Genomic DNA, 25,258 nt, shown 5'->3' on the forward strand with positions numbered 1-25,258 from the left:
ACACCATGTGCGTCGTCTGCGGTTGCGGAACCGGGCATTCACACGACAAGACCGAAGCGCCAGCCACCGATAGCGATGTGCGGGTCGACGCTACCGGCGACCTGCACTACGGCACCGGCCAAGCGCGGGTTTCAGTGCCCGGCATGAGCCAGGCCCGCACCATCCGCCTGGAGCAAGACATCCTCGGCGAAAACGACCGGCACGCCGCACGCAACCGGGAAAACTTCACCGCCCACGGCATACTGGCCCTGAATCTGGTGTCCAGCCCCGGTTCCGGCAAGACCACCCTGTTGTGCAGCACCCTCATGGCCCTGCGTCAACGTCGCGCCGACTTGCCGCTGGCGGTGATCGAGGGCGATCAGCAAACCCGTCACGACGCCGAACGCATCCGCGAAACCGGCGTACCCGCGATCCAGATCAACACCGGCAAAGGCTGCCACCTCGATGCGCGGATGATCACCGAAGCGTACAGCCGCCTGCCGCTGCATGAAGCGTTGCATGCCGCCGGTCACGCCCATCAGCCCCATGTGCACAGCCCCGTCGAGCAGCAGCCTCACGCCCACGTTCACACTCAACAGCATCAACACAGCCACCCCGTCCATGACGCCAGCGAACCGGCCGGCATCCTGTTCATCGAGAACGTCGGCAATCTGGTCTGCCCCGCGCTATGGGATTTGGGCGAGGCGGGCAAAGTGGCGATCCTGTCGGTGACCGAGGGCGAAGACAAACCCCTCAAGTACCCGGACATGTTCGCCGCCGCGCGCCTGATGATCCTCAACAAGATCGACCTGTTGCCGCACTTGGATTTCGACGTGCAGCGCTGCCTGGACTACGCGCGACAGGTCAACCCGCAGATCCAGATCATCCAGCTCAGCGCCCGCGACGGCACCGGGCTGGATGCCTGGCTCGACTGGTTGCTGGCCGGCGCGCCCGAGGTTGATCGACGCGCCGCGCGCATCGCCGAACTGGAAGCCGAACTGGCCCGCCTCAAAGGTCAGGTGGAGGCCCCGCATGCGTAGCGAAAAACTGCCCGGCGCGGCGGTCTGGCCGCCGGTGCTGGCCTGTGGCGCATGGCTGAAGAACACCGCCTGCCTGTTGCAAGGCGATCAGGTGCTGTGGTCGCCGCTGCACGGTGACTTGGGCGACCCGCAAAGCTGCCTGGAGCTGGAAGCGTCGTTGGATGCGCTGTTGGCGTGTGCTGAAGTCACGCCCCAGGCCATCGCCCACGACCTGCACCCGGATTTCTACAGCTCGCAACTGGCGGTGACGCTGGCGGAAAAACTCAAGGTGCCCGCCGTGGCGGTGCAGCATCACCACGCGCACATTGCCGCGCTGATGGCCGAACATGGCCTCGACGGGCCGGTACTCGGCCTGGCGCTGGACGGTGTGGGCCTTGGCAGCGACGGCGCAGCCTGGGGCGGCGAGTTGCTGTGGGTGGCCAGCGATGCCTGGCGCCGACTCGGCCATTTGTTGCCGCTGCCGCTGACCGGCGGCGATGTGGCTGCCCGTGAACCCTGGCGCCTGGCCGCTGCGGCATTGCACCTGCTGGGGCGCGACGCTGAAATCCTCACCCGGCTCGGGCCGTTGGTCGGCGAACAAAGCGCCCAGACGGTCGCGCACATGCTCGCGCGCAATCTCAACTGCCCGCTGAGCAGCGGTGCCGGACGCTGGTTCGACGCCGCTGCCGGGATTCTCGGCATCAGTGTCCGTCAACAATTCGAGGCCGAAGCCGCCATTGCCCTGGAGCGTCTGGCCGCTGAATACCTGGCGGTCCATGCCGAGCCAGCCATCGACGGCCTGTGGCATATCCGCGCCGACGGTGTGCTCGATCTGCAACGGCTGCTGACCCGTTTGTTCGAACTCGCCGACAGCGGGCGCGGCGCGGAAGGTGCGGCCCTGTTTCACCTGACGCTGGCCGCCGCGCTCGCCGACTGGATCGAGCGCCAGTCCACCACGCTGCCGGTGCTGCTCGGGGGCGGTTGCTTCGCCAACCGCCTGCTCAGTGCCCGGCTCACGCAACGATTGACCGCCATGGGCCTGGCGGTTTTCAGCGCGCAGGCCGTGTCGTGCGGCGATGCCGGGCTGGCCCTCGGCCAAGCCTGGGTTGCCGCGCACTGGCGTGACCCGCAGCGCCAACCCGCTCTGCCATTGGAGGAACCTCAAGCATGTGCCTAGCCATTCCCGCCCGCGTGATCGAATTGCGCGACGGCGGTAACGCACTCGTCGACTTGGGCGGTATCCGCAAGGAAATCTCCCTAGCGCTGGTGCCGCACGCCCAGATCGACGACTACGTGATCGTCCATGTCGGTTATGCCCTTGGCCTGATCGACCCCGAAGAAGCCCAGCGCACCCTGGCAATGTTCGAAGAGCTGGACCGCCTGCAACCGGAAGCCCTATGAAGTACATCGATGAATACCGCGACGGCGAACTGGCACAACGTATTGCCGAACGCATCCGCGCTGAAGTCCAGCCTGAACGCCAATACCGTTTCATGGAGTTCTGTGGCGGCCATACCCACGCGATTTCGCGTTATGGCGTGAGCGATTTACTGCCCGCCAATGTGCGCATGATCCACGGTCCCGGCTGCCCGGTGTGTGTCTTGCCGATCGGGCGTATCGACCTGGCGGTGAAGCTGGCGCTGGAGCACGGGGCGATCCTGTGCAGCTACGGCGATACCCTGCGCGTGCCGGCATCCGGTGGCTTGTCGCTGCAGCGCGCCAAGGCCCAGGGCGCGGACATCCGCATGATCTACTCGCCCAGCGATGCGCTGAAAATCGCCGAAGCCAACCCCGAGCGTGAGGTGGTGTTCCTGGCCATCGGTTTCGAAACCACCACGCCGCCGACCGCGTTGGTGATCCGCGACGCGGCCGCCCGTGGCCTGAAAAACTTCAGCGTGCTGTGCTGCCATGTCCTGACCCCGGCGGCCATCGAGCATATCCTTGCCGCCCCCGAGCAAGATGCGGCGGCAGTGGAGCTGGACGGCTTTGTCGGCCCGGCCCATGTGAGCATCATCATTGGCTCCGAACCCTACGCCGAGTTCGCGCGCCAATACCGCAAGCCGGTGGTGATTGCCGGGTTTGAACCGCTGGACGTCATGCAGGCGATTCTGATGCTGGTGCGCCAGGTCAACGACGGGCGCGCCGAGGTCGAAAACGAGTTCGTCCGCGCCGTGGGCCGCAACGGCAACAGCGCCGCCCTGACATTGATGGACGAGATCTTCGAACTGCGTGAAAGCTTCGAATGGCGCGGGCTTGGCGAGGTGCCGTTGAGCGCGTTGCGCATCCGCCCGGCATTCGCCGCCTTCGATGCCGAAAAACGCTTCGACCTGCATTACCGCGCCGTGGCCGACAACAAAGCCTGCGAATGCGGACCGATCCTGCGCGGGCAGAAAAAGCCCACCGACTGCCGCCTGTTCGGCAGCGTCTGCACCCCGGAAAACCCCATGGGTTCGTGTATGGTCTCCAACGAAGGCGCCTGCGCCGCTCACTATGCCTATGGGCGCTATAAAGACATCGAGGTGGTTGCAGTATGAGCGGCGGTTCTCCCGTAAAACGCGGTTATGTCCGCCCCCTCAATTTTCGCGACGGCGTGGTCGATATGGGCCACGGTGCTGGCGGCCGTGCTTCGGCGCAATTGATTGAAGAGCTGTTCGTGGCGGCGTTCGACAACCCGTGGTTGCGTCAGGGCAACGATGGCGCCGCCTTCAGCCCGGAACTCAAACCTGGCGAACGCATGGTCATGGCCACCGACGCCCATGTGGTGTCGCCGCTGTTTTTTCCCGGTGGCGACATTGGCAGCTTGTCCGTGCATGGCACCCTCAACGACGTCGCCATGGGCGGCGCCCGCCCGCTTTATCTCTCCGCCAGTTTCATCATTGAGGAAGGCTTTGCCCTGGCCGATCTCAAGCGCATCGTCGAGTCGATGGGCCGCGCGTCCCGTGAAGCTGGCGTACCGATCATCACCGGCGACACCAAAGTGGTGGAGCGGGGCAGTGGCGACGGTGTGTTCATCAGCACCACCGGCATCGGCATTATCCCCAAGGGGGTCGACACCGGCGGGCATCGCGCACGCCCTGGCGATGCGATCCTGGTGTCCGGCAGCATCGGCGAACACGGCGTGGCGATCATGTCCAAGCGAGAAGGGTTGACGTTCGAGACCGAAATCCTCTCTGACAGTGCCGCCCTGCATGGCTTGGTGGCGCAGATGCTCGCGGTCGCTCCCGGCCTGCGCGTACTGCGCGACCCGACCCGAGGCGGCTTGGCGACCACCCTGAACGAAATTGCCGGCCAGTCCGGCGTCGGCATGCTGTTGGACGAAGCGGCGATTCTCGTGCAGCCCCAGGTCGAAGCCGCCTGCGAACTGTTGGGCCTGGACCCGCTTTACATCGCCAACGAGGGAAAACTGATCGCCATCTGCGCCGAAGACGACGCCCAGCCGCTGCTCGACTGCATGCGCCGCCACCCATTGGGCGAACAGGCGGTGCGTATCGGCACGGTCCTCGAGGACGCCCACGGTTTCGTGCAGATGCAGACCCGATTCGGCGGACGCAGGGTGGTTGACTGGTTGTCCGGCGAACAACTGCCGAGAATCTGCTGAGCGCTTGAAACCTTGAGTTTGGCGGTGAGACGCAACGTCTCACCGTCTCGTCGCAGCCTCATGCAGGCTGACATCCAGCGTCTCATCCGAACTCGGTCCCGGCGCCCCTCGGCTGGCCAGCGAGCGCTCTAGGAAAGGGCCGGGCGCGTGTTTCAGCGGACCTGGCATCGGCCTTGCTCTAGTTCTGGCAACCAGCCTGACTGGCAATCCAATAATAAAAAGTGGTGGCCGATGTCCTGCCCAAGCGGCTGGTTCTGGACCTCGTGCAACCGCACTGACGCCTCTCCCGACAGACGCTTGCGGGGCGCCAGGCCCAACCGGTTCAAGGAGATTCTGCTATGACCCTTTCGCTCACTCCGCAACGCAGCATGCGTGCCGCTGTCTGGCACGGCCGTAACGATATTCGTGTCGAAGATGTTCCGTTGCCGGTTTCGCCACCCGCTGGTTGGGTGCAGATCCGCGTGCAGTGGTGCGGCATCTGCGGCTCCGATTTGCATGAGTACGTGGCTGGGCCGGTATTCATCCCGGTTGATGCGCCGCATCCGCTGACCGGGATAAAGGGCCAATGCATTCTGGGTCATGAGTTTTGTGGCGAGATCGTCGAACTCGGCGCCGGCGTGCAGGGTTTCAGCGTCGGCGAACCGGTGGCGGCCGATGCATGCCAGCATTGCGGCACGTGCTACTACTGCACCCACGGGCTGTACAACATTTGCGAGAACCTGGCCTTCACCGGGCTGATGAACAACGGTGCCTTCGCCGAACTGGTCAACGTGCCCGCCAACCTGCTGTACAAGTTACCGGCGAACTTTCCGGCGGAGGCTGGGGCGCTGATCGAGCCGTTGGCGGTGGGCATGCACGCGGTGAAAAAAGCCGGCAGCCTGCTCGGGCAAAACGTGGTGGTGGTCGGCGCGGGCACCATTGGCCTGTGCACCATCATGTGCGCCAAGGCGGCGGGCGCGGCGCAGGTGATCGCGCTGGAAATGTCCGGCGCGCGCAAAGCCAAGGCCCATGAAGTGGGGGCGACCCATGTGCTCGATCCCAATCAATGCGATGTGCTGGCCGAGGTGCGCCGCCTGACGGGCGGGCTCGGCGCGGATGTCAGTTTCGAATGCATCGGTAACAAACACACGGCCAAGCTCGCGATCGACCTGATCCGCAAGGCCGGCAAGTGCGTACTGGTGGGCATTTTCGAGGAGCCCAGCGAGTTCAACTTCTTCGAGTTGGTGTCGACGGAAAAACAGGTACTCGGCGCGCTGGCCTACAACGGCGAATTCGCTGACGTGATCGCGTTTATCGCCGATGGACGGCTGGACATCACGCCGCTGGTGACGGGGCGCATTCAGTTGGAACAGATCGTGGGGCAGGGCTTCGAGGAACTGGTCAAAAACAAGGAGCACAACGTGAAAATTATCGTGTCACCCGCTCGAGTCTGAGGCCAGCGGTGACCGACTCGGTCGCTCCACGCCTTGCTGACGAGCAGGATAGAGGAGCGGCCGAGTGCCTGATGAGTTTGTCGATTCAGTGCTGGAACAAATTAATACACTTTATTGACGCCACTAAAGCGTCACTATACGATCACCCTCCATTGATGGCACAAGGCCATGTAGAGGGATCTAGACATGTGGCGTTCGGTACACCGGACCTGGCTCTGCCTGCTGTCCGCTTTTTTTTGCCTGGGATTCGCCGGCACGGCTCAAGGCGCGACGCCGCAGGACACGCCAGGCGTCACCGACCTGATCCGCGATCGCCAGGATCGCCTGCTCGAGGAGCAACAACGCCGCCTCGACGAACTCAAGGACCTGCCCGGCAAAGCCGCCGCTCCCGCCAAGCCGGCGGCGCCCGCTGACACCCGTTGCTTCGCCATCAAAACCATCGAACTCACCGGCGCCGACGCACTGTCCGAAGGCGAGCGCGCCAGTCTGCTCAAACCCTTCATCGGCCAATGCCTCGGCGTGCCGCAGCTCAATGAATTACTCAAGGTCATCACCGACTGCTACCTGGCCAAAGGCTTGGTCACCAGCCGCGCGTACCTGCCACAGCAAGATCTTTCCAGCGGCAATCTCAAAGTGCAGGTGGTGGAAGGGCGTCTGGAAGGCATGAAGGGCGCCGAAGGCAGCGGCATCACCGACCGCCAGCTGTTTATGAGCTTCCCAGGCAAACCAGGCGACCTACTCAACCTGCGCGAGATCGAGCAGATGGTCGACCAACTGAACCGCCTGCCATCGAACCAGGCGCAGATGGAATTGGCCCCCGGCAAAGAAGTGGGCGGCAGCGAAGTGCTGGTGAAAAACACCCCGCAGAAACCCTGGCGCGTCGGCCTGTCGCGCCACAACGGCGGCCAACGGGCCACTGGCGAGCAGCAGTGGGGCGCCAGCCTGGATTGGGATAACCCGCTGGGTCTGGCGGACCAATTGTCGCTACGTGGCGGCCACGATGCGGTCAGCGACCACCAGAAAACCTCACGCAATTCGACGCTCGATTACAGCGTGCCGTTCGGCTGGTGGACCCTCAATTACAGCTACAGCGAAACCGAATACCGCTCGCTCGCCCAGGCCAGTGGCTTCAATTTCAAGCAGTCGGGCGACAGCCAAAACCACCAATTGCGCTTGGAGCGCGTGATTCACCGCGACGCCCTGAGCAAAACCTCCCTCAGCACCGGCGTGGCTTACCTGCGCACCAACAACTTCATCGAAGACAGCAAGCTCGCCCTGAGCAGCAACCGCCTCAGCGAAGCCCAGTTTGGCATCAACCATGGCCGACGCATTGGCGGTTCGTTCCTCAACATCGACCTGGGCGTGCAGGACGGCATTGGCGCGTTCGACGCCCAGGCCAACCACAACCCGGGCCCCGGCCAGGCCGATGCGCGCTACCGCAAATACACCGCGACCGTGAGCTACCTGTACCCCTTCAAGCTGTGGGGCGAGTCGTTCAGTTTCAGCAGCCTGATGACCGGCCAGCGCAGCGAAGACGTGCTGTTCAGCCCGCAGCGCATGAGCCTGGGCGGGCAGTCATCGATTCGCGGTTACAAGGATCAAAGCCTGTCTGGCGACAGCGGCGGCTACTGGCGCAACGACCTGCGCTGGAGCCGCCCGGTGACCTGGGCCTGGATGCAGCCGGTATTCAGCGAATACGGCACCAGCCTCGGCTACGACCAGGGCGTGATTCGCCACGGCCGCTACAACGCCGAACAGCACGGGCGCATGACCAGCAACTCGGTGGAGTTGTTTGCCCACGGCCAGAACGTCGCCGCCACGGTGACCTTTGCACACTCTTTGGAACGCCCGGGGCCGATCACTGAACGTGAAGCGCCGATCTATTTCCGCCTGGATTTCTTTCTTTAAATTTTTACCGCCCCCTCGGGCATCGAGACCGACATGGACGTTCGCCAACTCGCCTTTCTTGCGCGCCAGCCTTCTGCGACCTTGAAAAACCGTTCCGTCTTCCTGGGCTTGCCCAAACGCGGGTTGGCGCTGGTACTGGCCAACGCAATGTTCTGGCAACCGTTGCTGGCCCAGGCGGACGGGATTGTGGTCAGCGCGCCGGGCACCACGCTCGGTCAGGCGGGCAACGGCGTGCCTATCGTCAACATCGCAGCGCCGAATGGCAGCGGGCTGTCCCATAACCAATTCAGTGATTACAACGTCGGCCAGCAGGGCGTGATCCTCAACAACGCCACCAGCCGCACCCAGTCCACGCAGTTGGGCGGAATCATCCTCGGCAACCAGAACCTCAACGGTACGGCGGCCAGCGTGATCCTCAACGAGGTCAACGGCGGCAGCCCCAGCCAGTTGCGCGGCTATACCGAGGTGGCGGGGCAGGCGGCCCATGTGATCGTGGCCAACCCTTATGGCATCACCTGCAACGGCTGCGGTTTCATCAACACCCCGCAGGCGACGTTGACCACCGGTAAAGCTGTGATTGAAAACGGCCAGCTCAACCGTTACCAAGTCGACGGAGGCAATGTCGCCATCGAAGGCGCCGGCCTTAACGCCAACAACATCGACCGCTTCGAAATCATCACCCGCTCAGCCAAGCTCAATGCGGAGATCCAGGCCAAGAACCTGACGCTCATTGCCGGTGCCAATGACGTCGACGCCAAGACACTCAAGGCTACCGCGCGTGCCGCCGACCCGGCCACTGCACCGCAACTGGCGATCGACTCGTCGGCATTGGGCGGGATGTACGCCGGGGCGATCAAGCTGGTGAGTAGCGAAGCCGGGGTCGGGGTAAAACTCGATGGGAAAATGGCTGCCAGCGGTGGCGATATTCAGATCGACGCCAACGGCAACCTGACCGTTGCGCAGCTCGCTGCCACTGGAGCAGTAACCGTCAAAGCTGCCAGTACCGATATGCAGGGAACGGTTTATGGCAGTAGCGTGAATTTGCAGGCCCGCGATGCACTGAGTATTCAGCAAAACATCGCGGCTCGTGACCAGATCGAACTTCGTACCCAGGGGCAGTTGACCAACAACGCGATCATCGAAGCGGGCGTCAACGACGACAACACCCGCAATACCACGGGCGATATCAAGATCCGCGCCCACGACATGCGTAACAACGGCAGTGTGGTTGCCAGCCATGACGTGCGTGTTTCGGTGGATCAAGTCCTGGATAACAGCGGCGGTATTGTCAGCGCACAACGTCTCGCGAAAATTACCGCAGGTACGCTGGATAACCGCAATGGCGGCAAGGTGCTCAGCGCTGATACGGCCCGCATCAACGCAGATAATCTCCTCAATGCCCAAGGCAAAATTTATAGCCAGGGCGACTTGCGCATTGTCAGCGCAGACCTGGATAACCGCGGGGGTGAAATCGCCAGCAAGGCAAGTATCCGGCTGACTGGCGGCACCCTCAACAACAGCGATAACGGCAGCTTGATCGGCGAGAAAACGCTCTCTATCAAAGCCGATCAGGTGCTTAACCAACTGGGCCTGATCTCTGGGTTGCAGGGCCTTGAAGTCAAAGGCGGCAAGCTCGACAACAGCAACCACGGCAAGCTCTCCAGCCTCAACGGCGAAATCAGCGTCAAACTCAGCGGCGACCTGGACAACAGCAACGCAGGCACGCTGGTTAGCCAAAAAGCGCTGACGGTCAGCGCGGACAACATCGATAACCGGCAGGGTAGCCTGTCCAGCGGGGCAGGGCAGACGCTCACCGTCAACGGTGTGTTGGATAACAGCGACAAGGGCCAGATCGACAGCGCAGAGTCGCTTGTTGTAGCCGCAATGACGCTGCGCAACGTCAGCGGCACCATCAGCTCCCAACTCGGCCTGACCGTCACCGGTACCGATCTGGACAACACCGACGGCAGCATCGCCACCAACGACGCAGCCACCCTCGACCTGCTGGGCACCCTGACCAATACCAGCGGCACATTCGCCAGCGTTGGGGACCTGCTGCTGAAGCGCGCCGATCAGGTGAATAATCAGGGCGGCCAATTGGCCAGCCAGCGCATGATGACCCTGCTCACCGGCGGCCTGGATAACCGCAAAGGCGGCACCGTTGCCGCCAACGGTCAGTTGCTGTTGACGGCCAGCGGCAAAGTGCAAAACGACGACGGCGGCCTGATCTACAGCAAGAACGCCAACCTCAACCTGCAGGCTGCGAGCGTAGAAAACACCAAAGGCACGCTGCAAAGTCAAACCGCGCTCGAACTCAAAACCAGCGGCGACATCGACAACCTCGACGGCAAGATCATCGCCCAGGACGGCGAGCTGAGTGTCACGGCCGATCACGTCGACAACCGTGGCGGTACCTTGTCCAGCCTGCAAAACGCGTTCACCGCGCGCATCACGGGCGTGCTCAAAAACGGTTATGACCTCGACAACAAAGGCGGCACGATTCAGGCCAGGGCCCTTGATATCCGTGCGCTGGCGGGCATCAACAACTACGGCGGCCGTATCGCTGCACAAGACGGCGACGCGCTGATCGACACCCGAACTGCTGACTTCGACAACCGCAAGGGCGGGCTCTATGCAAAGCAGGGCGTGATCGTCACAGGCAACAACTTCGACAACAGCGGCGATAAAGGTGGCCAAATCTCCGGCCAGAAAATCGACCTGACCCTCGACGGTGATTTGAACAACCGACTCGGCATTATCGAAAGCGACAGTACCCTAACGATCACAGCGGCCAGCATCGACAACCAGACCGGCAAACTGCGCGCACTCGGCAACACTGGCATCACCCGCTTCCAGATTGGTGGGCGGCTGAATAACCAGAGCGGCATGCTGGAGACGGCAAACAACGATATCAGCCTCACGAGCGGCAGTTTGCTGAACACTGGTGGCAGCATCGTGCATGCCGGCAAAGGCAACTTTGGTTTGGCCAGCAGCGATGTAATGAACGCCGGCGGCAACTTCACCACGGGCGGTGACCTGACCCTGGATGCTGACAGCTGGACCAACAGCGGCGTGATTCAGGCCGGCACGCTCAACGTCAACATTAAGGACTTCACACAAACCGCCACCGGGCAATTGCTGGCGTCGACGGCGTTTCTCGGCACAGGCGATACCTGGGTCAATGACGGCGTGGTCGGCAGCGATGGGACGCTGGGACTGAAGTTGACCGGTGCCTACTCGGGCAGCGGTCGGATGAGCAGCCTGGCCGAGCTTAAAATGAACGCCGCTCAGCTGGACCTTGGCGCTCCCGCCAGCATCACGGGCGGCGGTAAAACCGAGGTCAACGTCATCGGCCAATTGAACAACTACGGTCGATTGACCTCTGGCAGCGATATGACCGTGACCGCCGCCGGCCTCGCCAATTACGGTGCCTTGGCGGCATCGCAAGACCTGGTGATCAACGCTGAAACGATCCTCAACGATCAGGCCGAAGACGGCAGCCGCGGCTTCATATTCAGCGGTCGGAATATGAGCCTCCAGGCGGTTAACCTCAAAAATCGCTACGCCGACATCTACACCCTCGGCAATCTGATTGTGACGGGCACGACGCCAGGCAGCTCAGGCCAAAGCCTGGAGAACAGCTCCGGCAGCATCGAAGCCGGTGGCGATATCAATGTCGACGTCACAAGCTTCGTTAACCAACGTGACAAATTCAGCATGGAGCAGGTGGTCGTAGGCGGCTTCATGACCATGTCCTGCGTACAACACTGTGATGGCCCTGAAAGTCCACGTGTGCGTGGCCCGGTATTCATTTACAAAACAGTTGAAAGCACCGTGAGCGTTGACTCACCCATGGCCACATTTGTGTCTGGGCACAACCTCACGGTTAACAGCACAAGCGTCCTCAACCAATACAGCCTGCTGTCGGCGGCAAACGACCTATCCATCACCAGCACCAACATCACCAACCAGGCGGCTCTTTCCGCGTCGGGCACATCCGGTCACGAGGTGGGCGCCGGTAACTGGGTTTCGGGGAGTGACTTTTACCGGTTGATGAGTGATGTACGCACCTATAACAACCAGCATCCGAGTTCGGGTCCGTTTGATCCTGTGGCGTTTGGTCAACTGGTCGCGAAGTTTGATCCTTCCTTGTTTTATGGCATCAACGACCCTGTGACGGTACAGGCCGATGGCAAAGCGGCTGCACCGGCCATCATCCAGGCTGGCGGTGCCTCCAAAGTCTCAGCGAGTAACGACATCAGCAATCTGGTGGTTCAGAAAACCACGACTGCTGTTGACGAGCGGTCAGCGAACACCAGCGTTTTCAGCGTGACCCAACCGTCAACCGTCTTGCTTAACCGCCAGTTGCCGCCGGACCTGGCACAACTGCAAGTTGACCCAACTGCATTGCCGGGTTTCAGCCTGCCGACGGGTCAAAACGGTTTGTTCCGACTCAACGCCCAGGACACCTCGGGTGCGGCCGTCAGCCACATCGTGGGCGTGCAAGGCCTCCCCAGTAGCGTGATGGCGGTCAAGCCGCCGAAGTACCTGATCGAAACCAACCCCGCACTCACCGACCTCAAACAATTCATGAGCTCGGACTACTTGCTCACACGCCTTGGCTACGACCCCGATACCAGCGCCAAGCGCCTCGGTGACGGGCTCTATGAACAACGACTGGTACAGCAAGCTGTGGTCGCTCGTACCGGCCAAGCCTTCATCGATGGGCAGACCTCCAATGAGGATCAGTTCAAGTACCTGATGAACAACGCCATCGCGAGCAAGAATGAACTCAACCTCGCAGTTGGCGTGACCCTGACGTCGCAACAAGTCGCGGCGCTGACTCACGACATCGTTTGGCTTGAAGAACATGAAGTGAATGGTGAAAAGGTGCTGGTGCCGGTGTTGTATATGGCGCAGGTCAATAATCGGCTGGCACCTAATGGGGCGCTGATTCAAGGCACTGATTTGACGATGATCGCCGGCAAAAACCTGACCAATGCCGGTACGTTGAAAGCCACCAATAACCTGTCTGCCATCGCGGGCCAGGACATGGTCAGCAGTGGGTTGATGCAGGCGGGCGGGCGACTGGATCTGTTGGCCAGCAAGGACCTCACCAACAAGGCGGGCGGCGTTATCGCCGGTAAGGATGTGGCGTTAACGGCGCTCACAGGCGATGTAACAAACGAGCGCACGGTGACTTCGTCGCAGATTGCTTATGGGAAAGATCAGGTTCGCAACGACTACGTCGACAGCGCGGCTCGCGTCGAGTCGGCCAACGACCTGAATATTTCGGCGGGGCGAGATATCAATAACATCGGTGGCGCATTTCAGGGCGGTCGTGACGTAGTTCTAAACGCCGGTCGTGACGTCAACATAGTCTCCGCGCAGACCACCAATAGCTTGGATCGCGGCGTCAACCGAAATAGCAGCACTACCACTCAATACAGCGCAAGCATCAGCTCCGGGAGGGACATATCGGTAAAAGCTGGAGGTGATCTCAACGTCGTCGCCAGCCACATCGATGCCAAACGCGACATCAAGATGGATGCGGTCGAGAACGCCACCATCAGTTCTGCGGCGAATGAAGAGCACTTCTTATACAAGAGTAAGAAGCTCACGATTCAGGAAGATCATATTAGTCAGGTCAAGGCTGAAATTACCGCTGGTGGCAATGTTGATCTAAATGCGGGCAAAAATCTGACGATGATTGCCAGTCGCATCGCAGCGGGTGACGAAGCCTACTTGGCTGCCGGGGATAAGCTTCAGTTGCTGGCTGCACAGAACAGCGACTACTCGCTGTTTGATGAGAAAAAGAAGGGCAGTTGGGGCAGCAAGAAGACCCAGCGTGATGAAGTGACTGATGTGAAGAACATTGGGAGTGAGATCACGACCGGGGGCGATCTGTCGTTGGTCAGCGTTGGGGATCAGCGGTACCAGGTTGCCAAGCTCAACAGTGGCAAGGACTTGACCCTGGACAGTGGCGGCTCGATAACCTTTGAAGCAGTGAAGGACCTGCATCAAGAGACGCACGAGAAATCGAACAACAGCATGGCCTGGACCTCAATGTCGGGTAAGGGGCATACCGACGAGACCGTGCGTCAAACTCAGATGATTGCTCAAGGCGAGTTGGTCATCAAAGCTGTTGATGGCTTGAAAATCGATATCAAAAAGGTCAACCAGCAGACCGTCCACCAGGTTATCGAAACCATGGTCGCCGCCGACCCGCAATTGGCATGGCTGGCGGAGGCGGAGAAGCGTGGGGATGTGGATTGGCGCCGGGTCGAAGAAATCCATACCAGCTTCAAATATTCCCATTCCGGCCTTGGGCCTGCGGCTCAAGTTATCTTGGCGATTGCACTGGCGGTTGTTACAGGTGGCGCAGGCCTGGGCGCCGGGTTGGTAGGGGCATCAGCAGGCACGTTTACTGCTGGATTCGCAAACACCGTGTTGGCCGCCGTGATGAACAACGCTGCCAATAGCATGATCAGTAACAAAGGTAATCTTTCCAGCACGTTCAAAGACATCACCAGCAAAGACGCAATGAAAGGCTACGTCGTCTCCGGCCTTATGGGCGGGATCGCTGGCACCCTTGGATATGACCCGACAAAGTTGGGTCTCGATTGGAACAGCGCAGGCCAGGTCGTTCTCAAAACCGGGGCAGATACGTTGGTCCAGACTGCGATCAACGGCGGCAGTTTGGGCGATAATTTTGCCAACAATTTGTTGGGGGCTGTAATCAATATCGCCGGTGCCGTGGCCGCCAATCAGATCGGTGAAATTAATCGAGTCGACGGTAGCCCCACCAAAATTGCGGCCCATGCTTTGCTCGGTGGCCTGAAGTCGATGGCCATGGGCGGCGACTTCCAGACAGGCGCCTTGGCAGGCGGTGCCAACGAAGCAATGGTGCAATACCTCGCAGGCCTGGTACTGCCGGGTAACTACAACCCCAACCTACCGGGCAATCAGCAGGCTCAAGTCAACTTGATGGCGATGTCTCAGCTGTTGGGTGTTCTGGCTGCTGTAGTGACGGGAGGGGATCCGGAAATCGCGGCCAACATCGCTGCGAATGCCACGCAGTACAACTATTTGAGCCACTCGGATCTGGAGCGGGCTTCCAAGGAGCTTTTGGGGTGCGGTAACGACACAAAATGCGCGGAAGATGCTTATACGAAATATCACGATCTGAGCGCTGAGCAGACGGCCCAAGCCTATGTGGCCTGCGCAAATGACAAAAACGCTTGCGCACGTATCTCGACACTCGTCAACGAAGCTGAGGTGGCCTCGGCAAAATTCAAGGACATGGCCGCCACTGCACCTCCTGCGGTTGCCAACATGCTCAACATGCTGATTGCCGAAAATTATGGCTTTCAGAATGACTTAGCGGGCGTTACATCGGGTACAGTTGCTGAGCTTTTGGCCACGAAGCTTGGGCTTTCTCCTGAGCGTGCAGCAGAGCTTGTCGTTGCAGTTAGATTGGGCGTTGCGGCTTTTAATGCGGCAAAAAGCGGTGGTGGTGCAAAAGGCATCCAGAAGGTTCCAGGTTTGGGAGAGGTAGATGACTTCTTTGCATCACAATCGACTAACCTCAATAAAAAGCTGGGAGCAAAAATTGGTGAGGGGCGCTTACCCTATGAGGCAAGTAGGACTGGTGTAGACCAGGCTAAGGCAACGGTTAAAGAAACCCTAGAGAACGCTACATCTGTGAGTCCAGTAATTCCCAGCTCAACCGTTCGAGGTAATTACGATCTCGTTCATGTATACAGCTCTAAGACTAATAGCACCGTAAGCTTAAGGGTGCTGCCGGATGGAAAATATGAGTTTGATACATTAATTCCAGAGAAATCATCGAAGTTTTAATGTGGGGGGTGAGAGTCTATGCTGATAAATGAAGTTTTGTGCGATATCAGATTTCGTTCTTTTTTTATGAGTAGAGATTTGGTTTGTGAATTTTTGGTGCTGTTTTTTAGAATGTCTATTACAGGATGGGTATCGCTAACGATTAGCGAGGGCGTATCAAAATTTACAGTGCTAAATTCAGAGCCGGGACTGCTAGAGTTGTCAGAAATTAGTGATGATTTTGCCTACCCGATTAGATCGTTAAACGGTCTAGATAATTTTTTAGGGTTAGAAATTTTGGCCGTGTACGAGTACAGAATTAAGAATGTTGACGAAGGTTGCGTTGGGGTATATCTGGATTTTGGTGGTTATGGACTTAGTGTTATTGAGTCTGATGAATGCTTGTCGATTGTAGAGGGTACGATGCAATATTTGGATGGCGAGATTTCTCCATGTAAAATAGAAGTTTAGTTGGTGCAAAAGGGGCTGTAATTCCAAAAGGTTTTTCAAGTGCAGACGATTTTGTGCGCTTTGGCACAGATACGCGAGAGGGTTTGGCTCGCGCTGGCTATGAGAATGTAGAGCCAATTCTTCAAGGAAGTGCCGTAACAGGTAAAAGTTTTAAAACTGGGGAGGCATTTGACGTTGGAAAAGGGGACAGATTTATTTTTTGATTTTTTGCTAAGCTGAAAGCTTCCACGGAGGAGAAGTCAAATATGCCCAGGATGCGACGTATTGTTTTACCGAATTACCCACACCATATCGTACAACGCGGTCATAACCGTCAGGTGGTGTTTGCCGTTTCAGAGGATTATCAGCGCTACCTCGCAGATCTGCACGAGCTTAAGGATGCATTTGGCGTAAAAGTCTACGCCTACTGTCTGATGACCAATCATGTTCATCTGTTGCTGGCTCCGGGGGAGTCGGTCGCTGGGTTGGGGCAGTTGATGAAGGCTCTAGCTGCACGTGCGACGCGCTACCGCAATCGATTGGAGGGACGTTCAGGCACTTTTTGGGAAAGCCGTTACAAATCCAGTGTGGTGCAGTCGGACTCTTACTTGCTTGCCTGTTGTCGTTACATCGAATTGAATCCTGTACGAGCTCGTATGGTGTCGGATGCTGCGGATTATCCGTGGTCAAGCTATCGAATCCGGGTAGGTGATGTGCCAGACGGCCATTGGCTGGACGCTGATCCATGCTTTGTTGCTCTGGGTGATACAGCTACGGAGCGTTGTCATCGGTATGAGGAGTTCGTACGCCAAGCTGTTCCAGCGGATGAGATCAGGTTAATACGCGATGCTTTGCAGCGAGGTCAGTTGACGGGGACGAGCCGTTTCGTGGATGAGGTGGAGCGGATTGTTGGTGTACGGATAGAGCAACGAGGACAGGGCCGGCCGAGCGGGAATTTGGGAAAATAAATCTGTCCCCTTTTGGTCGCTTTGGGTCCTGATACAAATTTATTTTATAGACTTGCTGGAGCATAACGTGAACAAAACTCTTGGTGTCACTCTTTTGGCTTTCCTGATTCAAGGCTGCAGTTATCAGAAAACAAACGTCAATAACGAAATTGAAAAAGCCAAATATGATCCTCAGTTCAATTCTCGCGTCAGAGTATTCAGTTCGCCCGAGGTCACGGGTAGATATAAGTCGTTTGAAAACTGCGAGCAAACCCATCAAATAAAAAATGAAAATGATGCAGGCTTTAAGGGCTTTAGAGATCGTACGCCCACCAAAACATACATATTATGGCGGCGTGCTGATTTGTTGGGGATGATGGAGGAGGATTATAAGAATAGAGTCATTGGAGTGCCTCCGACAGTAACCACTGAATCAGTCAAGGCGGACCGGTTAGGCTATAACGAATATGTAGTGCCTGCCGGAAAGCCTACGGTATTTGTGATGAACTACTTGGCAGTATCTGATTCTGGTAGATTTTGGTGTCACCCTGATTCGGCCTATTTGACTCCCGTGGAAGGTAAGGATTATGAGGTAAAGCTAGAGCTTGAAAAAACTAATTTAATGTCAACCGTGTGCAAAGTTGTAGTGAGCGAAATAACAGGTGGTGAATCGATAAGGTCTGTTCAATCTGTAAGTTCGAACTCCTGTGCGAGTCGTTAATATGTGGGCGGATTAATATATGTAGTTGAGGTCTTCTATTGCAAAGAGGTAGTGTGTAAGTGAGTTCGTGGCTTTAATCTTTTGAAGTGGCGACGCAAAGATAGGAGGAGCACGATCGGTGCCAACTTATCGAGACTTCTACATTTGTTGCATTCCAGACTACTTCAATGTGCTTTCTCGGATGGCTTGGTGATTTGCCACGACTTCGTCTATGACAGTTCGGAAGACTTTCTGAATCAGTTCGATGCTAACCCCGTACTGTGCAGCTAGAACGGAATATCTTTGTGCTTGTATGGCCTCGCGAGAAGGGTCGACAGCTTCCAAGCTCTTTGCTGCTTTGATAATGCCAACCTTGCTTGTAGCGATAAATCTCAGCGCGAGAATCTTGATGAGCTCTTCATCCAAACTGTCAATTTCCGTCCTCAATTGCCCCAACTCATCACCGTTCATGCAGGTTACCTCCACTTTAAGCGCCAGAACTCGGATTTGACTGGGCCTAGAACAATATTTTCAGTTAGGAAAATTTCAAATAGGCCCCAATGTTGCCCCTCAGTTCGCTCGTGATACACGAGCGAACGAAAATGGCACCCACCTCAGGAGTGCTCTATCACCATCACCGCCGTAGTGTCCACCTCAAGTGCTTCGAACACGTGGGGCACATTCGCCAGATAGCTGATGTAATCGCCAGCATTCAGCAACACAGGTCCGCTCGCCGGGCCAATATGGGCGCTGCCGCTGCACAACACAACGTGCTCTACGGTTCCCGGTGGGTGAGGCTGAGACAGCCGAACTTCGCCGGGCTGCACCTTAAGGCGGTAGATGTCGCGCTGTACTCCCGCCGGGCAATCGGCAAGCAGTGTCGCTGCGTAATTGGCGGTCTCGGCGTAGGTGGTCATGCCCTCGTTGGCGCGAATCACCCGCAACGGCTGTTGGGGTTGCTCGAAGAACCGGGTGACTTGCAAACCCATTGCCATCGCCAGCGACCACAAGGTTTCGATGCTGGGGTTACCGATTCCTGACTCCAATTGAGACAAGGTCGACTTAGCCACCCCGGCGCGCTTCGCCAGCTCGGTCAAGGAAAGTCCGGCGGCCAAGCGTTCGCGTTTGATTGAAAGCGCTAGCAGATCGATTCGGCTCGGGTTATTTCTTGGTGGAGTGTTCGTTATGTCGGTCATCTGTTTTATAGATCGTCCGTAACTGGTTGACGCTCTTTGGTGCTGCGTTCATTATAGTAGTCATTAATTCATTATATCGTTCGTTTTGCCGAGGCAGCATCGGCGAACTTCGGCTTAGGTTACGGCAATGTCGACAGTAAGGAAGCAGTGAGTGATGAAGTCGCAATCCCGTGGGGCGTTCGAGATGATCTCAGCCATGGTTATCTCCGGCACGGTGGGCTGGTTCGTCATTATGTCGGGGCAGGCCCCGGAGGCTGTGGTGTTCTGGCGTTGTTTGTTCGGTGCCCTGGCGATGCTGGTCACGTGCCTGGTGCTTGGGGTGCTGCGTCGGTCCGTGATCAGCGCCCGACAGTTCATTCTGGTATGCCTGGGCGGGGTGGCGCTGATCCTCAACTGGGTGCTGCTGTTCAGTGCCTACAAACATTCCTCTATCGCCATTGCCACTGTGGTCTACCACGTTCAGCCGTTCATGCTGGTCGGTCTGGGTGTGTTGTTGTTCGCTGAGCGCCTCAACGCCGTAAAGGTTGGCTGGCTGCTCTTGGCCTTCGCCGGGCTGATGTTGATCGTGTCTGCAAAGGGCAGTGGACAGTCCACTGCCACCGACTACTGGCTCGGCATCTGCCTCGCGCTGGCTTCGGCTTTCTTCTACGCCGTGGCGGCGGCGATCGCCAAGCGCCTCAAGGACTTGCCCGCGCACTTGATCGTGCTGATCCAGATGGTGGTAGGCGTGCTGGTCCTGGCCCCGTTCGTGGATTTCGGCAGGGTCGATACGGTCGAGGGCGCCTGGACCTATCTGATCATCATCGGCGTGGTCCATACCGGGCTCATGTCGACCCTGTTGTACAGCGCCATCCAGAAAATCCCCACGGCGCTGGTTGGCGCACTGTCGTTCATCTATCCGATCGTCGCCATCCTGGTCGACTGGGTTGCCTTCGCCCATCCGCTCAGCGCCCTGCAAGTAATTGGCGCGAGTGCGATCCTGCTGGCCGCTGCGGGCATGAACTTCGGTTGGTCACTGGGACGCGCGGCAAGTCAGGAAGTGGCTTAGGGGCTGGCGCGATGTCACACCACTGAGATGGCTTGAATCAAAGACTATCAGGATCGCCAAAGAACATTTTGACAGGGCTCTAGGACAGTACTTTAATCTTGAAAAAATCGATTTATGCCCCCAGTCATGCCCCCAGTTGCACTGAGTGTGCAAGCGATCGCGAATGGCGATTTCTGACGCGGACCTCGGTGGCCATGGCTGGCATTCAGTGCACCCCCGTATACCGGATGACCAATCCGAATCCGGCAAATCCTTGGTGGTTCGATGAGTCGATATCCTTATTCGAAGTTGCCCGGGCTATCTTTCAGCACCTGTCCTGAAATAAGTTGGCTGGCAGAGTGGGGGGGCTAGAGGGAGCGTCTCACCTTCGTTGTTCCTGGCCAGTCATGTCTGTGTCTTGGATCGCTGATCAGTCATCAGGCAAGTGCAACTGCACGTCCATGGCGTCATGAAGGAGTCGGACGACCTCGATCACCTCGTCATTTGCTACACGATAAAATACGACGTGGCGTGGGCTTTTGACCGTTCCATGAGGATGTTTAGCTTGCTGGCGCGAATAGACGAGGTGATAGCTGCGCAGGCCTGGTGCAAGCTCATTGCGCTCGTGGCTGCCAATGCGATAAGGCGTGGAGGCAATCGCTTGCAGCGCCGCGAGGATCAGCGCTTGATACCGTTGCCTTGCTTGATCACCGAACTGCGTCTGGGAGCGCCTGAGAATGTCGATAATGTCGGTGCGTGCCGCATCGGAAATCCGATACTGCGACATGCTCAGTGTTTCTCTTTCGTCGGGATCTTTGCCTCCAGGCTCAAGCCCTCGAGGTAGTGCTCCAGATCCCCTTCGTTCACCTGAGTAAAGCGCCCGTGTTCAAGATCCATGATGCCAATCGAGGTCGCCTGACGCAGGGCTTCAATTTTGGCAGTGTCTTCGGCGACGCGCTGCTCCAATAGCCGCAAACCTTCCCGCATCACTTCGCTGGCATTCTGATAGCGGCCAGACTGAACAAGGTCATGGATAACCTGTTCCTGGTGAGGGGTGAGCACAACGTTTCGCGTCGCCATAATGAGCTCCAGCCTTCGGCAAACAAGTTCTATCGAGTATTGGCATTTTATGCCATTTTGCTGACGGACATATAGTTTGAGATTTGAATCTGACCAACTCTGTGGTATGGGGTATGAGCGAACGCGGGATCCACATCGGCTTCCGCGACGATGGATTTCATCTTGACTTTGGCATCGATAAAGCCGTAGTCAGCCAAGACGAGAGGGTGGTCGCGGCGGCTGACGACACTCAAGCATTGCTCCTGAATGGCTTCGGCATATCCGGCAAGCTGTTCCGCGTCCCTTGGATCTGCAGCTTCAACCCCAAAAATTAGTGCCGGCAGCGATCATCGCACCCATGAGGGTGACCCATTTCGTCCAGAAATCTACGTCTATGATACGCTCCAACGCTCGTCACTTCTTTGCAAGTGTTCGCTAAATCGTCGGCTGAATGTACCGCGCCCGTTCGATGCGTCCCAGGCGCTTACCGAGTCGCGCTGCCAGCTCCAAGTCGCCTGCGCCGTCACTACTATGACGATGTGATGTTTCATGTCCATTGCCACTGAACGTTTTTCGGTAAGCATGCCTACTCGCTCGGCAGTGAGAAATTGAGCATTCACGGAGGGGGGGCTTCAAAAAATACGAAGCAGCGTCAGGTGATGAGCGGTCAATCCAAAATCTAGCATCAGCAGAAACGCCTGCACGAAAGGGCATGGCATTGGATTGAAAAGGAGCTCGCATTAGTGATGATGCGAGCCCGACTTTTGACATGTCCAGCGTTACTGGGGAGCCATTCTGAGATTCAGAAGCTGATGATAAATAGTGATTCTGCTACCATTTATATATCGTGCCTCCTCGTAGTAGCGAGCTTGAGCTTTAGGTGTACTCATATGCTTCATATTCAGACTGGCGGGCGTGCCGATATCAAACCCCTTATATTGCAAGTTTTGTACGTATGAGACGTACTCGGTGCAGAGGCTTGAGAAGTCATCACTGGATGTATAAACAATAACAAACACTGGACTGACACCCGGTGAATTGTAGCTGGTTTCGCTGCGCTCGCTAAGCTTGCCTTGTGCTTTAACTAGTGCACGTAAACTTTCCCGTTCCAAACCGATGCTCTTGAGTTCTTCAAGGAGCTCTCGGAGGGCTGCGTTACTCGCTTTGAGCTCTACCTCAAGCGCCTCTCGATCAGCTCGCAACGTCAGGTAAGTACCAAAGCTGATTTGCTCATTCTCAGCGGGTAGTTTCCCAAATAGGAAGGACGGACGCTGATCAGGATAATGATGAAACATCCACCACTTGAGGTCTATGTGCCTGACCGTGAGTAGTCGGTAGTCGATGGATGTTCCTGGTGCAACCGTTACACCGAAAAAGCCAAACGGAAGCTCATGGTTGCGCACCGCGTCGAATATTTTTTCCGTGTTGATGTGGAGGCATGGCCATTGGGGGAAGGTCGTGGACAGCAGAGCGGGGCAATCCCAGGCGGACTCAAGAATCTGAGATTCATGAGCCATAAGATTGCACCAGCGTATGGCAGCATCGATGGGACGATAAAATACTTTTGTCACTGGATTGTAGCTTTGGGGTGTGTACATAGCAGCCTCCTCATGTCTGAGGGAACAGAACCGCTAGGTACGTTTTAAAGGCTCGTACTAGCCTGAGCATCCGTGCGGTGACTGTTCCTTGATTCGGTTTTGCGTGACGGCAAATTGATATCCTATTTATGAGATATTAAGATTCAGTTAGATGTAGCTGTTACTCTTGATCAGCAACATTTGCAATATGGTACTTGTCCCCGATAAGGTAATATGTGTCAGGCTGCTGCGAGCGCAATAAACTCTCAAAGACATCGGCATAGTTGGATGCCGCAGAAGCCTGAAGCCCTTTCCCTTGGCTGCAGGTTCTGCGGTCTTCTCGCCAGGATCTAGTTATCTTCTATAAGAAATCTAAATGGATGACGGAAGGTGATTTCCCTGGTCAAAGTGGATAAGTCAATTTCAGCCAGTAGGCACTCCCCTCCGGCCTGTTACGCACATCGCTTTCCTGCTGCCACTTGGCGGTTACAAACCAGCCCGAGGCGCTGTTGTATTTAATTGAAGGGCCAATGGCAAAGGCACGTCCCTTGTTGTCGGTAACGCGATCACCGTCTTGCCGGTCGTCTGTGACCTGGTGATAGATATACCCCCCAATGCCCACGACCCAGCCATTGCCCATGCCCCAGCCCAAGTCGTAATCAGCATGGGCTTCCTGGCCTGAACGGTAATGGGTGGCGGGGTTTTTCGCGTTGAAGTCATACATCAATTTGATATCCATGTTCGGACCAACGGGGTCGATGTAAGAGAACGCTGCCACGGGCTCTGCGGCCCAGTAATTGCGTCCGATATTGGCCTGGTTATCTTTATCGTACTGACCTGTGGGCGCGATTATGTCCAGTGCGTAGACGGCATGAAACTTGTCGCTGTAGTGATAGCCCAGCGCAGGGCCGAAGATGATGTCGCCTAGACCGGTGCGATGATCGCGGTTGCCGTTGACGGTTACGGTGAGGTCGACCAGCGGGGCGATAGCTTGGAACGCCAAGTCGCCTCCCAGTACTGTCTGTTGCGTTACCCATACCACTCGCGGTGCGATGACATTGGCACGCAAGCGAAAGTCAATGGCCTGAGAGTGCCCGCCATTGTTCTTCAGGTCGTTCGCGGCATAGTGCTCGCTATAGACCTGTGCGTACCAGCCCGGTGGCGGCAAGGCGCCGGACAAGTAGTTCTCGGCACCCATGGGGTAGGACGAGCCGCCCCGTTCAGAGGCCCATGCAGTGCCAAGCGTGCAACTCAACACGCCAATGAGGAAAAACCGTTTCTTGTTATTCATGTGGTTATCCAGGATTCGAGGCAATAGAGCGCCCAGCCGCTCGAGCGGTAAGGAGCAGCCGTGGTTAATGAAAGATGTTGAACGCGTTGAGATCAGGCTTTGCGCAATGGCCAGAAATCAAAGTACTGACTGGACACAACCAGCAGCGGGAAGGTCATGGCCAGTAACGCAGAGGCGAGCCAAAGTTCGTGGGTATAAGTGGGCGCGCCCTCGCTCATTGGCCCACTTAGGAGCGGCCCCAGGGCCCAGTAGAGGCGTGGCAAAACGGCACCTGCCAGGCAGGCGATACCCAGTTGCAACAAACCCCTGACGGGTTGAGTTCGGTGTTCAAACAACTGGTCTTCAAACATCAGTAACGGTACCAGTGCGCCAAACAGCAGGGCGATGGCGCCATGCACCATGAACTTCACCGGTTCGATTCCCAGCACGCGAGTGCCCAGCCAATAGAGCAGCGCAGTCACAGCCATCGTCTGAACGGTGATGGCAACCGCCAGCAACCGTGGTTTGCGTGCCAGTGTCGCAGTGTTCAGTGGCCAGAAGTCCAGCAGCACGCCGGAAAACACGACACTCACACTGGTGACTGCAAAGGCCAGTATTTCAAACGCTGCGAACAGACCGTGGGGGTCAAGACTTGCAAGGTAGAACGGCGCCTCGGCCATCGCGGAGAAATCGAACAGCACACAGAACAACAGATAGCCCAGGCCATAAGCTACCAGCAGTGTCCCGATGCCGAGGATCGCCGGATTCTCGGTAAATGACGAGAGTGGCCAGCAGCGCCAGACAATCACGAACCAGAACGTCAGCAGCACGCAGAAGATCACATACATCAGTGTGAAGGGCGTAGGTGGCCCGACTTGCTGGGCCTGGGTATAGAAGATCACCGCACTGACCGCACACGCCACGGCCAGCGTCAAAACCAGCATTACCAGCCCCTTGGCCGGCTGGGGTAATGCCGCGACCCAGCCAGGGTATTGGCTGCGCCAGAGCATGGACAGCACGATCTCCACGGGCACGCCGACGACAACCACAAAGGTCACCCAACTGGCGAAGAAATCACCTTTGAAGCCACCGATGATCAACAGTGACAGTGCCATGACCACCAGCAACATGAGGCTGCCAAGCACCGGTTGTCGCGCCAGCGGAGCTAGCGCAACCCGGCTCGGCTGGCGCAGTGGGGTGGGGTTGTCCTGAGTAACGCTATTGTTTTTATTATTCATGCTCAGTGCTCCTGGTAG

General features: G+C 57.5%; 20 protein-coding genes. 13 read left to right on the forward strand and 7 right to left on the reverse strand.

Annotated features, from left to right (window positions below; translation table 11 throughout):
- Positions 1-5 precede the first annotated feature (5 nt).
- The 11 genes from hypB (at position 6) to BLR63_RS31090 (ending at position 17,894) form a co-directional block, all read left to right on the forward strand.
- Complete coding sequence (gene hypB, locus BLR63_RS07105; protein WP_010563017.1) at positions 6-1,019, forward strand: hydrogenase nickel incorporation protein HypB; 1,014 nt, start codon at positions 6-8, stop codon at positions 1,017-1,019.
- Positions 1,012-2,175, forward strand: coding sequence for a Kae1-like domain-containing protein (locus BLR63_RS07110; protein WP_010563016.1), 1,164 nt, complete (start codon positions 1,012-1,014; stop codon positions 2,173-2,175). Before hypB ends, BLR63_RS07110 begins: the two co-directional genes overlap by 8 nt.
- Positions 2,166-2,399, forward strand: a complete 234-nt coding sequence (locus BLR63_RS07115) for a HypC/HybG/HupF family hydrogenase formation chaperone (RefSeq protein WP_010563015.1) — start codon at positions 2,166-2,168, stop codon at positions 2,397-2,399. The genes BLR63_RS07110 and BLR63_RS07115 overlap by 10 nt, the downstream gene beginning before the upstream one ends.
- Complete coding sequence (hypD, locus tag BLR63_RS07120; RefSeq protein ID WP_010563014.1) at positions 2,396-3,532, forward strand: hydrogenase formation protein HypD; 1,137 nt, start codon at positions 2,396-2,398, stop codon at positions 3,530-3,532. The genes BLR63_RS07115 and hypD overlap by 4 nt, the downstream gene beginning before the upstream one ends.
- Positions 3,529-4,596: a hydrogenase expression/formation protein HypE gene (gene hypE / locus BLR63_RS07125; protein WP_010563013.1), complete on the forward strand. Its 1,068-nt coding sequence runs from the start codon at positions 3,529-3,531 to the stop codon at positions 4,594-4,596. The genes hypD and hypE overlap by 4 nt, the downstream gene beginning before the upstream one ends.
- 368 nt (positions 4,597-4,964) lie before the next feature.
- Positions 4,965-6,029: a 2,3-butanediol dehydrogenase gene (locus BLR63_RS07130; protein ID WP_010563012.1), complete on the forward strand. Its 1,065-nt coding sequence runs from the start codon at positions 4,965-4,967 to the stop codon at positions 6,027-6,029.
- Positions 6,030-6,215: 186 nt separating this feature from the next.
- Entirely contained in the window at positions 6,216-7,937 is a 1,722-nt protein-coding gene (locus BLR63_RS07135) for a ShlB/FhaC/HecB family hemolysin secretion/activation protein (RefSeq protein ID WP_010563011.1), read from the forward strand.
- Between the two features lie 33 nt (positions 7,938-7,970).
- Complete coding sequence (locus tag BLR63_RS07140) at positions 7,971-15,797, forward strand: two-partner secretion domain-containing protein (RefSeq protein ID WP_010563010.1); 7,827 nt, start codon at positions 7,971-7,973, stop codon at positions 15,795-15,797.
- 18 nt (positions 15,798-15,815) lie between these two features.
- Positions 15,816-16,247 carry a hypothetical protein gene (locus tag BLR63_RS07145; RefSeq protein WP_078833270.1) on the forward strand — a complete coding sequence of 144 codons (432 nt, stop codon included), beginning with the start codon at positions 15,816-15,818 and terminating at the stop codon, positions 16,245-16,247.
- Between the two features lie 245 nt (positions 16,248-16,492).
- Positions 16,493-17,194 (forward strand): transposase, encoded by a 702-nt coding sequence (locus BLR63_RS07150; protein ID WP_010563009.1) that lies wholly within the window; start codon positions 16,493-16,495, stop codon positions 17,192-17,194.
- Between the two features lie 67 nt (positions 17,195-17,261).
- Positions 17,262-17,894, forward strand: coding sequence for a hypothetical protein (locus tag BLR63_RS31090; RefSeq protein WP_130926050.1), 633 nt, complete (start codon positions 17,262-17,264; stop codon positions 17,892-17,894).
- Positions 17,895-18,053: 159 nt separating this feature from the next.
- Here the strand turns inward: BLR63_RS31090 and BLR63_RS07155 are convergent, their stop codons facing one another.
- Together BLR63_RS07155 and BLR63_RS07160 are read right to left on the reverse strand one after the other, a co-directional pair.
- Entirely contained in the window at positions 18,054-18,344 is a 291-nt protein-coding gene (locus BLR63_RS07155; protein WP_010563008.1) for a chorismate mutase, read from the reverse strand.
- Between the two features lie 143 nt (positions 18,345-18,487).
- The gene (locus BLR63_RS07160; protein WP_010563007.1) at positions 18,488-19,069 is read right to left on the reverse strand and encodes a helix-turn-helix domain-containing protein; all 582 of its coding nucleotides are present in this window, start codon (positions 19,067-19,069) and stop codon (positions 18,488-18,490) included.
- Positions 19,070-19,223: 154 nt separating this feature from the next.
- Here BLR63_RS07160 and BLR63_RS07165 point away from each other — a divergent pair, with 154 nt between their 5' ends.
- Positions 19,224-20,117, forward strand: a complete 894-nt coding sequence (locus BLR63_RS07165) for a DMT family transporter (protein WP_010563006.1) — start codon at positions 19,224-19,226, stop codon at positions 20,115-20,117.
- Between the two features lie 409 nt (positions 20,118-20,526).
- Here BLR63_RS07165 and BLR63_RS07170 read toward each other — a convergent pair whose 3' ends face one another.
- Together BLR63_RS07170 and BLR63_RS07175 are read right to left on the reverse strand one after the other, a co-directional pair.
- The gene (locus tag BLR63_RS07170) at positions 20,527-20,883 is read right to left on the reverse strand and encodes a type II toxin-antitoxin system RelE/ParE family toxin (RefSeq protein WP_010563005.1); all 357 of its coding nucleotides are present in this window, start codon (positions 20,881-20,883) and stop codon (positions 20,527-20,529) included.
- Between the two features lie 2 nt (positions 20,884-20,885).
- Entirely contained in the window at positions 20,886-21,176 is a 291-nt protein-coding gene (locus BLR63_RS07175; protein ID WP_010563004.1) for a type II toxin-antitoxin system ParD family antitoxin, read from the reverse strand.
- A 113-nt stretch (positions 21,177-21,289) separates the two neighbouring features.
- Here BLR63_RS07175 and BLR63_RS07180 point away from each other — a divergent pair, with 113 nt between their 5' ends.
- Positions 21,290-21,490 carry a hypothetical protein gene (locus BLR63_RS07180; RefSeq protein WP_010563003.1) on the forward strand — a complete coding sequence of 67 codons (201 nt, stop codon included), beginning with the start codon at positions 21,290-21,292 and terminating at the stop codon, positions 21,488-21,490.
- 444 nt (positions 21,491-21,934) lie between these two features.
- Here the strand turns inward: BLR63_RS07180 and BLR63_RS07185 are convergent, their stop codons facing one another.
- The 3 genes from BLR63_RS07185 to BLR63_RS07195 form a co-directional block, all read right to left on the reverse strand.
- Positions 21,935-22,753 carry a hypothetical protein gene (locus BLR63_RS07185; RefSeq protein WP_050901313.1) on the reverse strand — a complete coding sequence of 273 codons (819 nt, stop codon included), beginning with the start codon at positions 22,751-22,753 and terminating at the stop codon, positions 21,935-21,937.
- 382 nt (positions 22,754-23,135) lie between these two features.
- On the reverse strand, positions 23,136-24,023 hold the full coding sequence (locus tag BLR63_RS07190; RefSeq protein WP_010563001.1) for a SphA family protein: 888 nt from the start codon (positions 24,021-24,023) through the stop codon (positions 23,136-23,138).
- Between the two features lie 92 nt (positions 24,024-24,115).
- The gene (locus BLR63_RS07195; protein ID WP_010563000.1) at positions 24,116-25,240 is read right to left on the reverse strand and encodes a hypothetical protein; all 1,125 of its coding nucleotides are present in this window, start codon (positions 25,238-25,240) and stop codon (positions 24,116-24,118) included.
- Between the last annotated feature and the right edge of the window lie 18 nt (positions 25,241-25,258).

The sequence above is a fragment of the Pseudomonas extremaustralis genome, assembly GCF_900102035.1.
GTDB lineage: Bacteria > Pseudomonadota > Gammaproteobacteria > Pseudomonadales > Pseudomonadaceae > Aquipseudomonas > Aquipseudomonas extremaustralis.

Excerpts from the sequence above, each read along its gene's own strand:
- BLR63_RS07115 (WP_010563015.1), top strand. The coding sequence starts at position 2,166 with ATGTGCCTAGCCATTCCCGCCCGCGTGATCGAATTGCGCGACGGCGGT.
- hypE (WP_010563013.1), top strand. The coding sequence starts at position 3,529 with ATGAGCGGCGGTTCTCCCGTAAAACGCGGTTATGTCCGCCCCCTCAAT.
- BLR63_RS07170 (WP_010563005.1), bottom strand. The coding sequence starts at position 20,883 with ATGTCGCAGTATCGGATTTCCGATGCGGCACGCACCGACATTATCGAC.
- BLR63_RS07145 (WP_078833270.1), top strand. The coding sequence starts at position 15,816 with ATGCTGATAAATGAAGTTTTGTGCGATATCAGATTTCGTTCTTTTTTT.
- BLR63_RS07160 (WP_010563007.1), bottom strand. The coding sequence starts at position 19,069 with ATGACCGACATAACGAACACTCCACCAAGAAATAACCCGAGCCGAATC.
- BLR63_RS07110 (WP_010563016.1), top strand. The coding sequence starts at position 1,012 with ATGCGTAGCGAAAAACTGCCCGGCGCGGCGGTCTGGCCGCCGGTGCTG.
- BLR63_RS07175 (WP_010563004.1), bottom strand. The coding sequence starts at position 21,176 with ATGGCGACGCGAAACGTTGTGCTCACCCCTCACCAGGAACAGGTTATC.
- BLR63_RS07140 (WP_010563010.1), top strand. The coding sequence starts at position 7,971 with ATGGACGTTCGCCAACTCGCCTTTCTTGCGCGCCAGCCTTCTGCGACC.
- BLR63_RS07190 (WP_010563001.1), bottom strand. The coding sequence starts at position 24,023 with ATGAATAACAAGAAACGGTTTTTCCTCATTGGCGTGTTGAGTTGCACG.
- BLR63_RS07165 (WP_010563006.1), top strand. The coding sequence starts at position 19,224 with ATGAAGTCGCAATCCCGTGGGGCGTTCGAGATGATCTCAGCCATGGTT.
- BLR63_RS07155 (WP_010563008.1), bottom strand. The coding sequence starts at position 18,344 with ATGAACGGTGATGAGTTGGGGCAATTGAGGACGGAAATTGACAGTTTG.
- BLR63_RS07180 (WP_010563003.1), top strand. The coding sequence starts at position 21,290 with ATGAGCGAACGCGGGATCCACATCGGCTTCCGCGACGATGGATTTCAT.
- BLR63_RS07150 (WP_010563009.1), top strand. The coding sequence starts at position 16,493 with ATGCCCAGGATGCGACGTATTGTTTTACCGAATTACCCACACCATATC.
- hypD (WP_010563014.1), top strand. The coding sequence starts at position 2,396 with ATGAAGTACATCGATGAATACCGCGACGGCGAACTGGCACAACGTATT.
- hypB (WP_010563017.1), top strand. The coding sequence starts at position 6 with ATGTGCGTCGTCTGCGGTTGCGGAACCGGGCATTCACACGACAAGACC.
- BLR63_RS07195 (WP_010563000.1), bottom strand. The coding sequence starts at position 25,240 with ATGAATAATAAAAACAATAGCGTTACTCAGGACAACCCCACCCCACTG.
- BLR63_RS07130 (WP_010563012.1), top strand. The coding sequence starts at position 4,965 with ATGCGTGCCGCTGTCTGGCACGGCCGTAACGATATTCGTGTCGAAGAT.
- BLR63_RS07185 (WP_050901313.1), bottom strand. The coding sequence starts at position 22,753 with ATGTACACACCCCAAAGCTACAATCCAGTGACAAAAGTATTTTATCGT.
- BLR63_RS07135 (WP_010563011.1), top strand. The coding sequence starts at position 6,216 with ATGTGGCGTTCGGTACACCGGACCTGGCTCTGCCTGCTGTCCGCTTTT.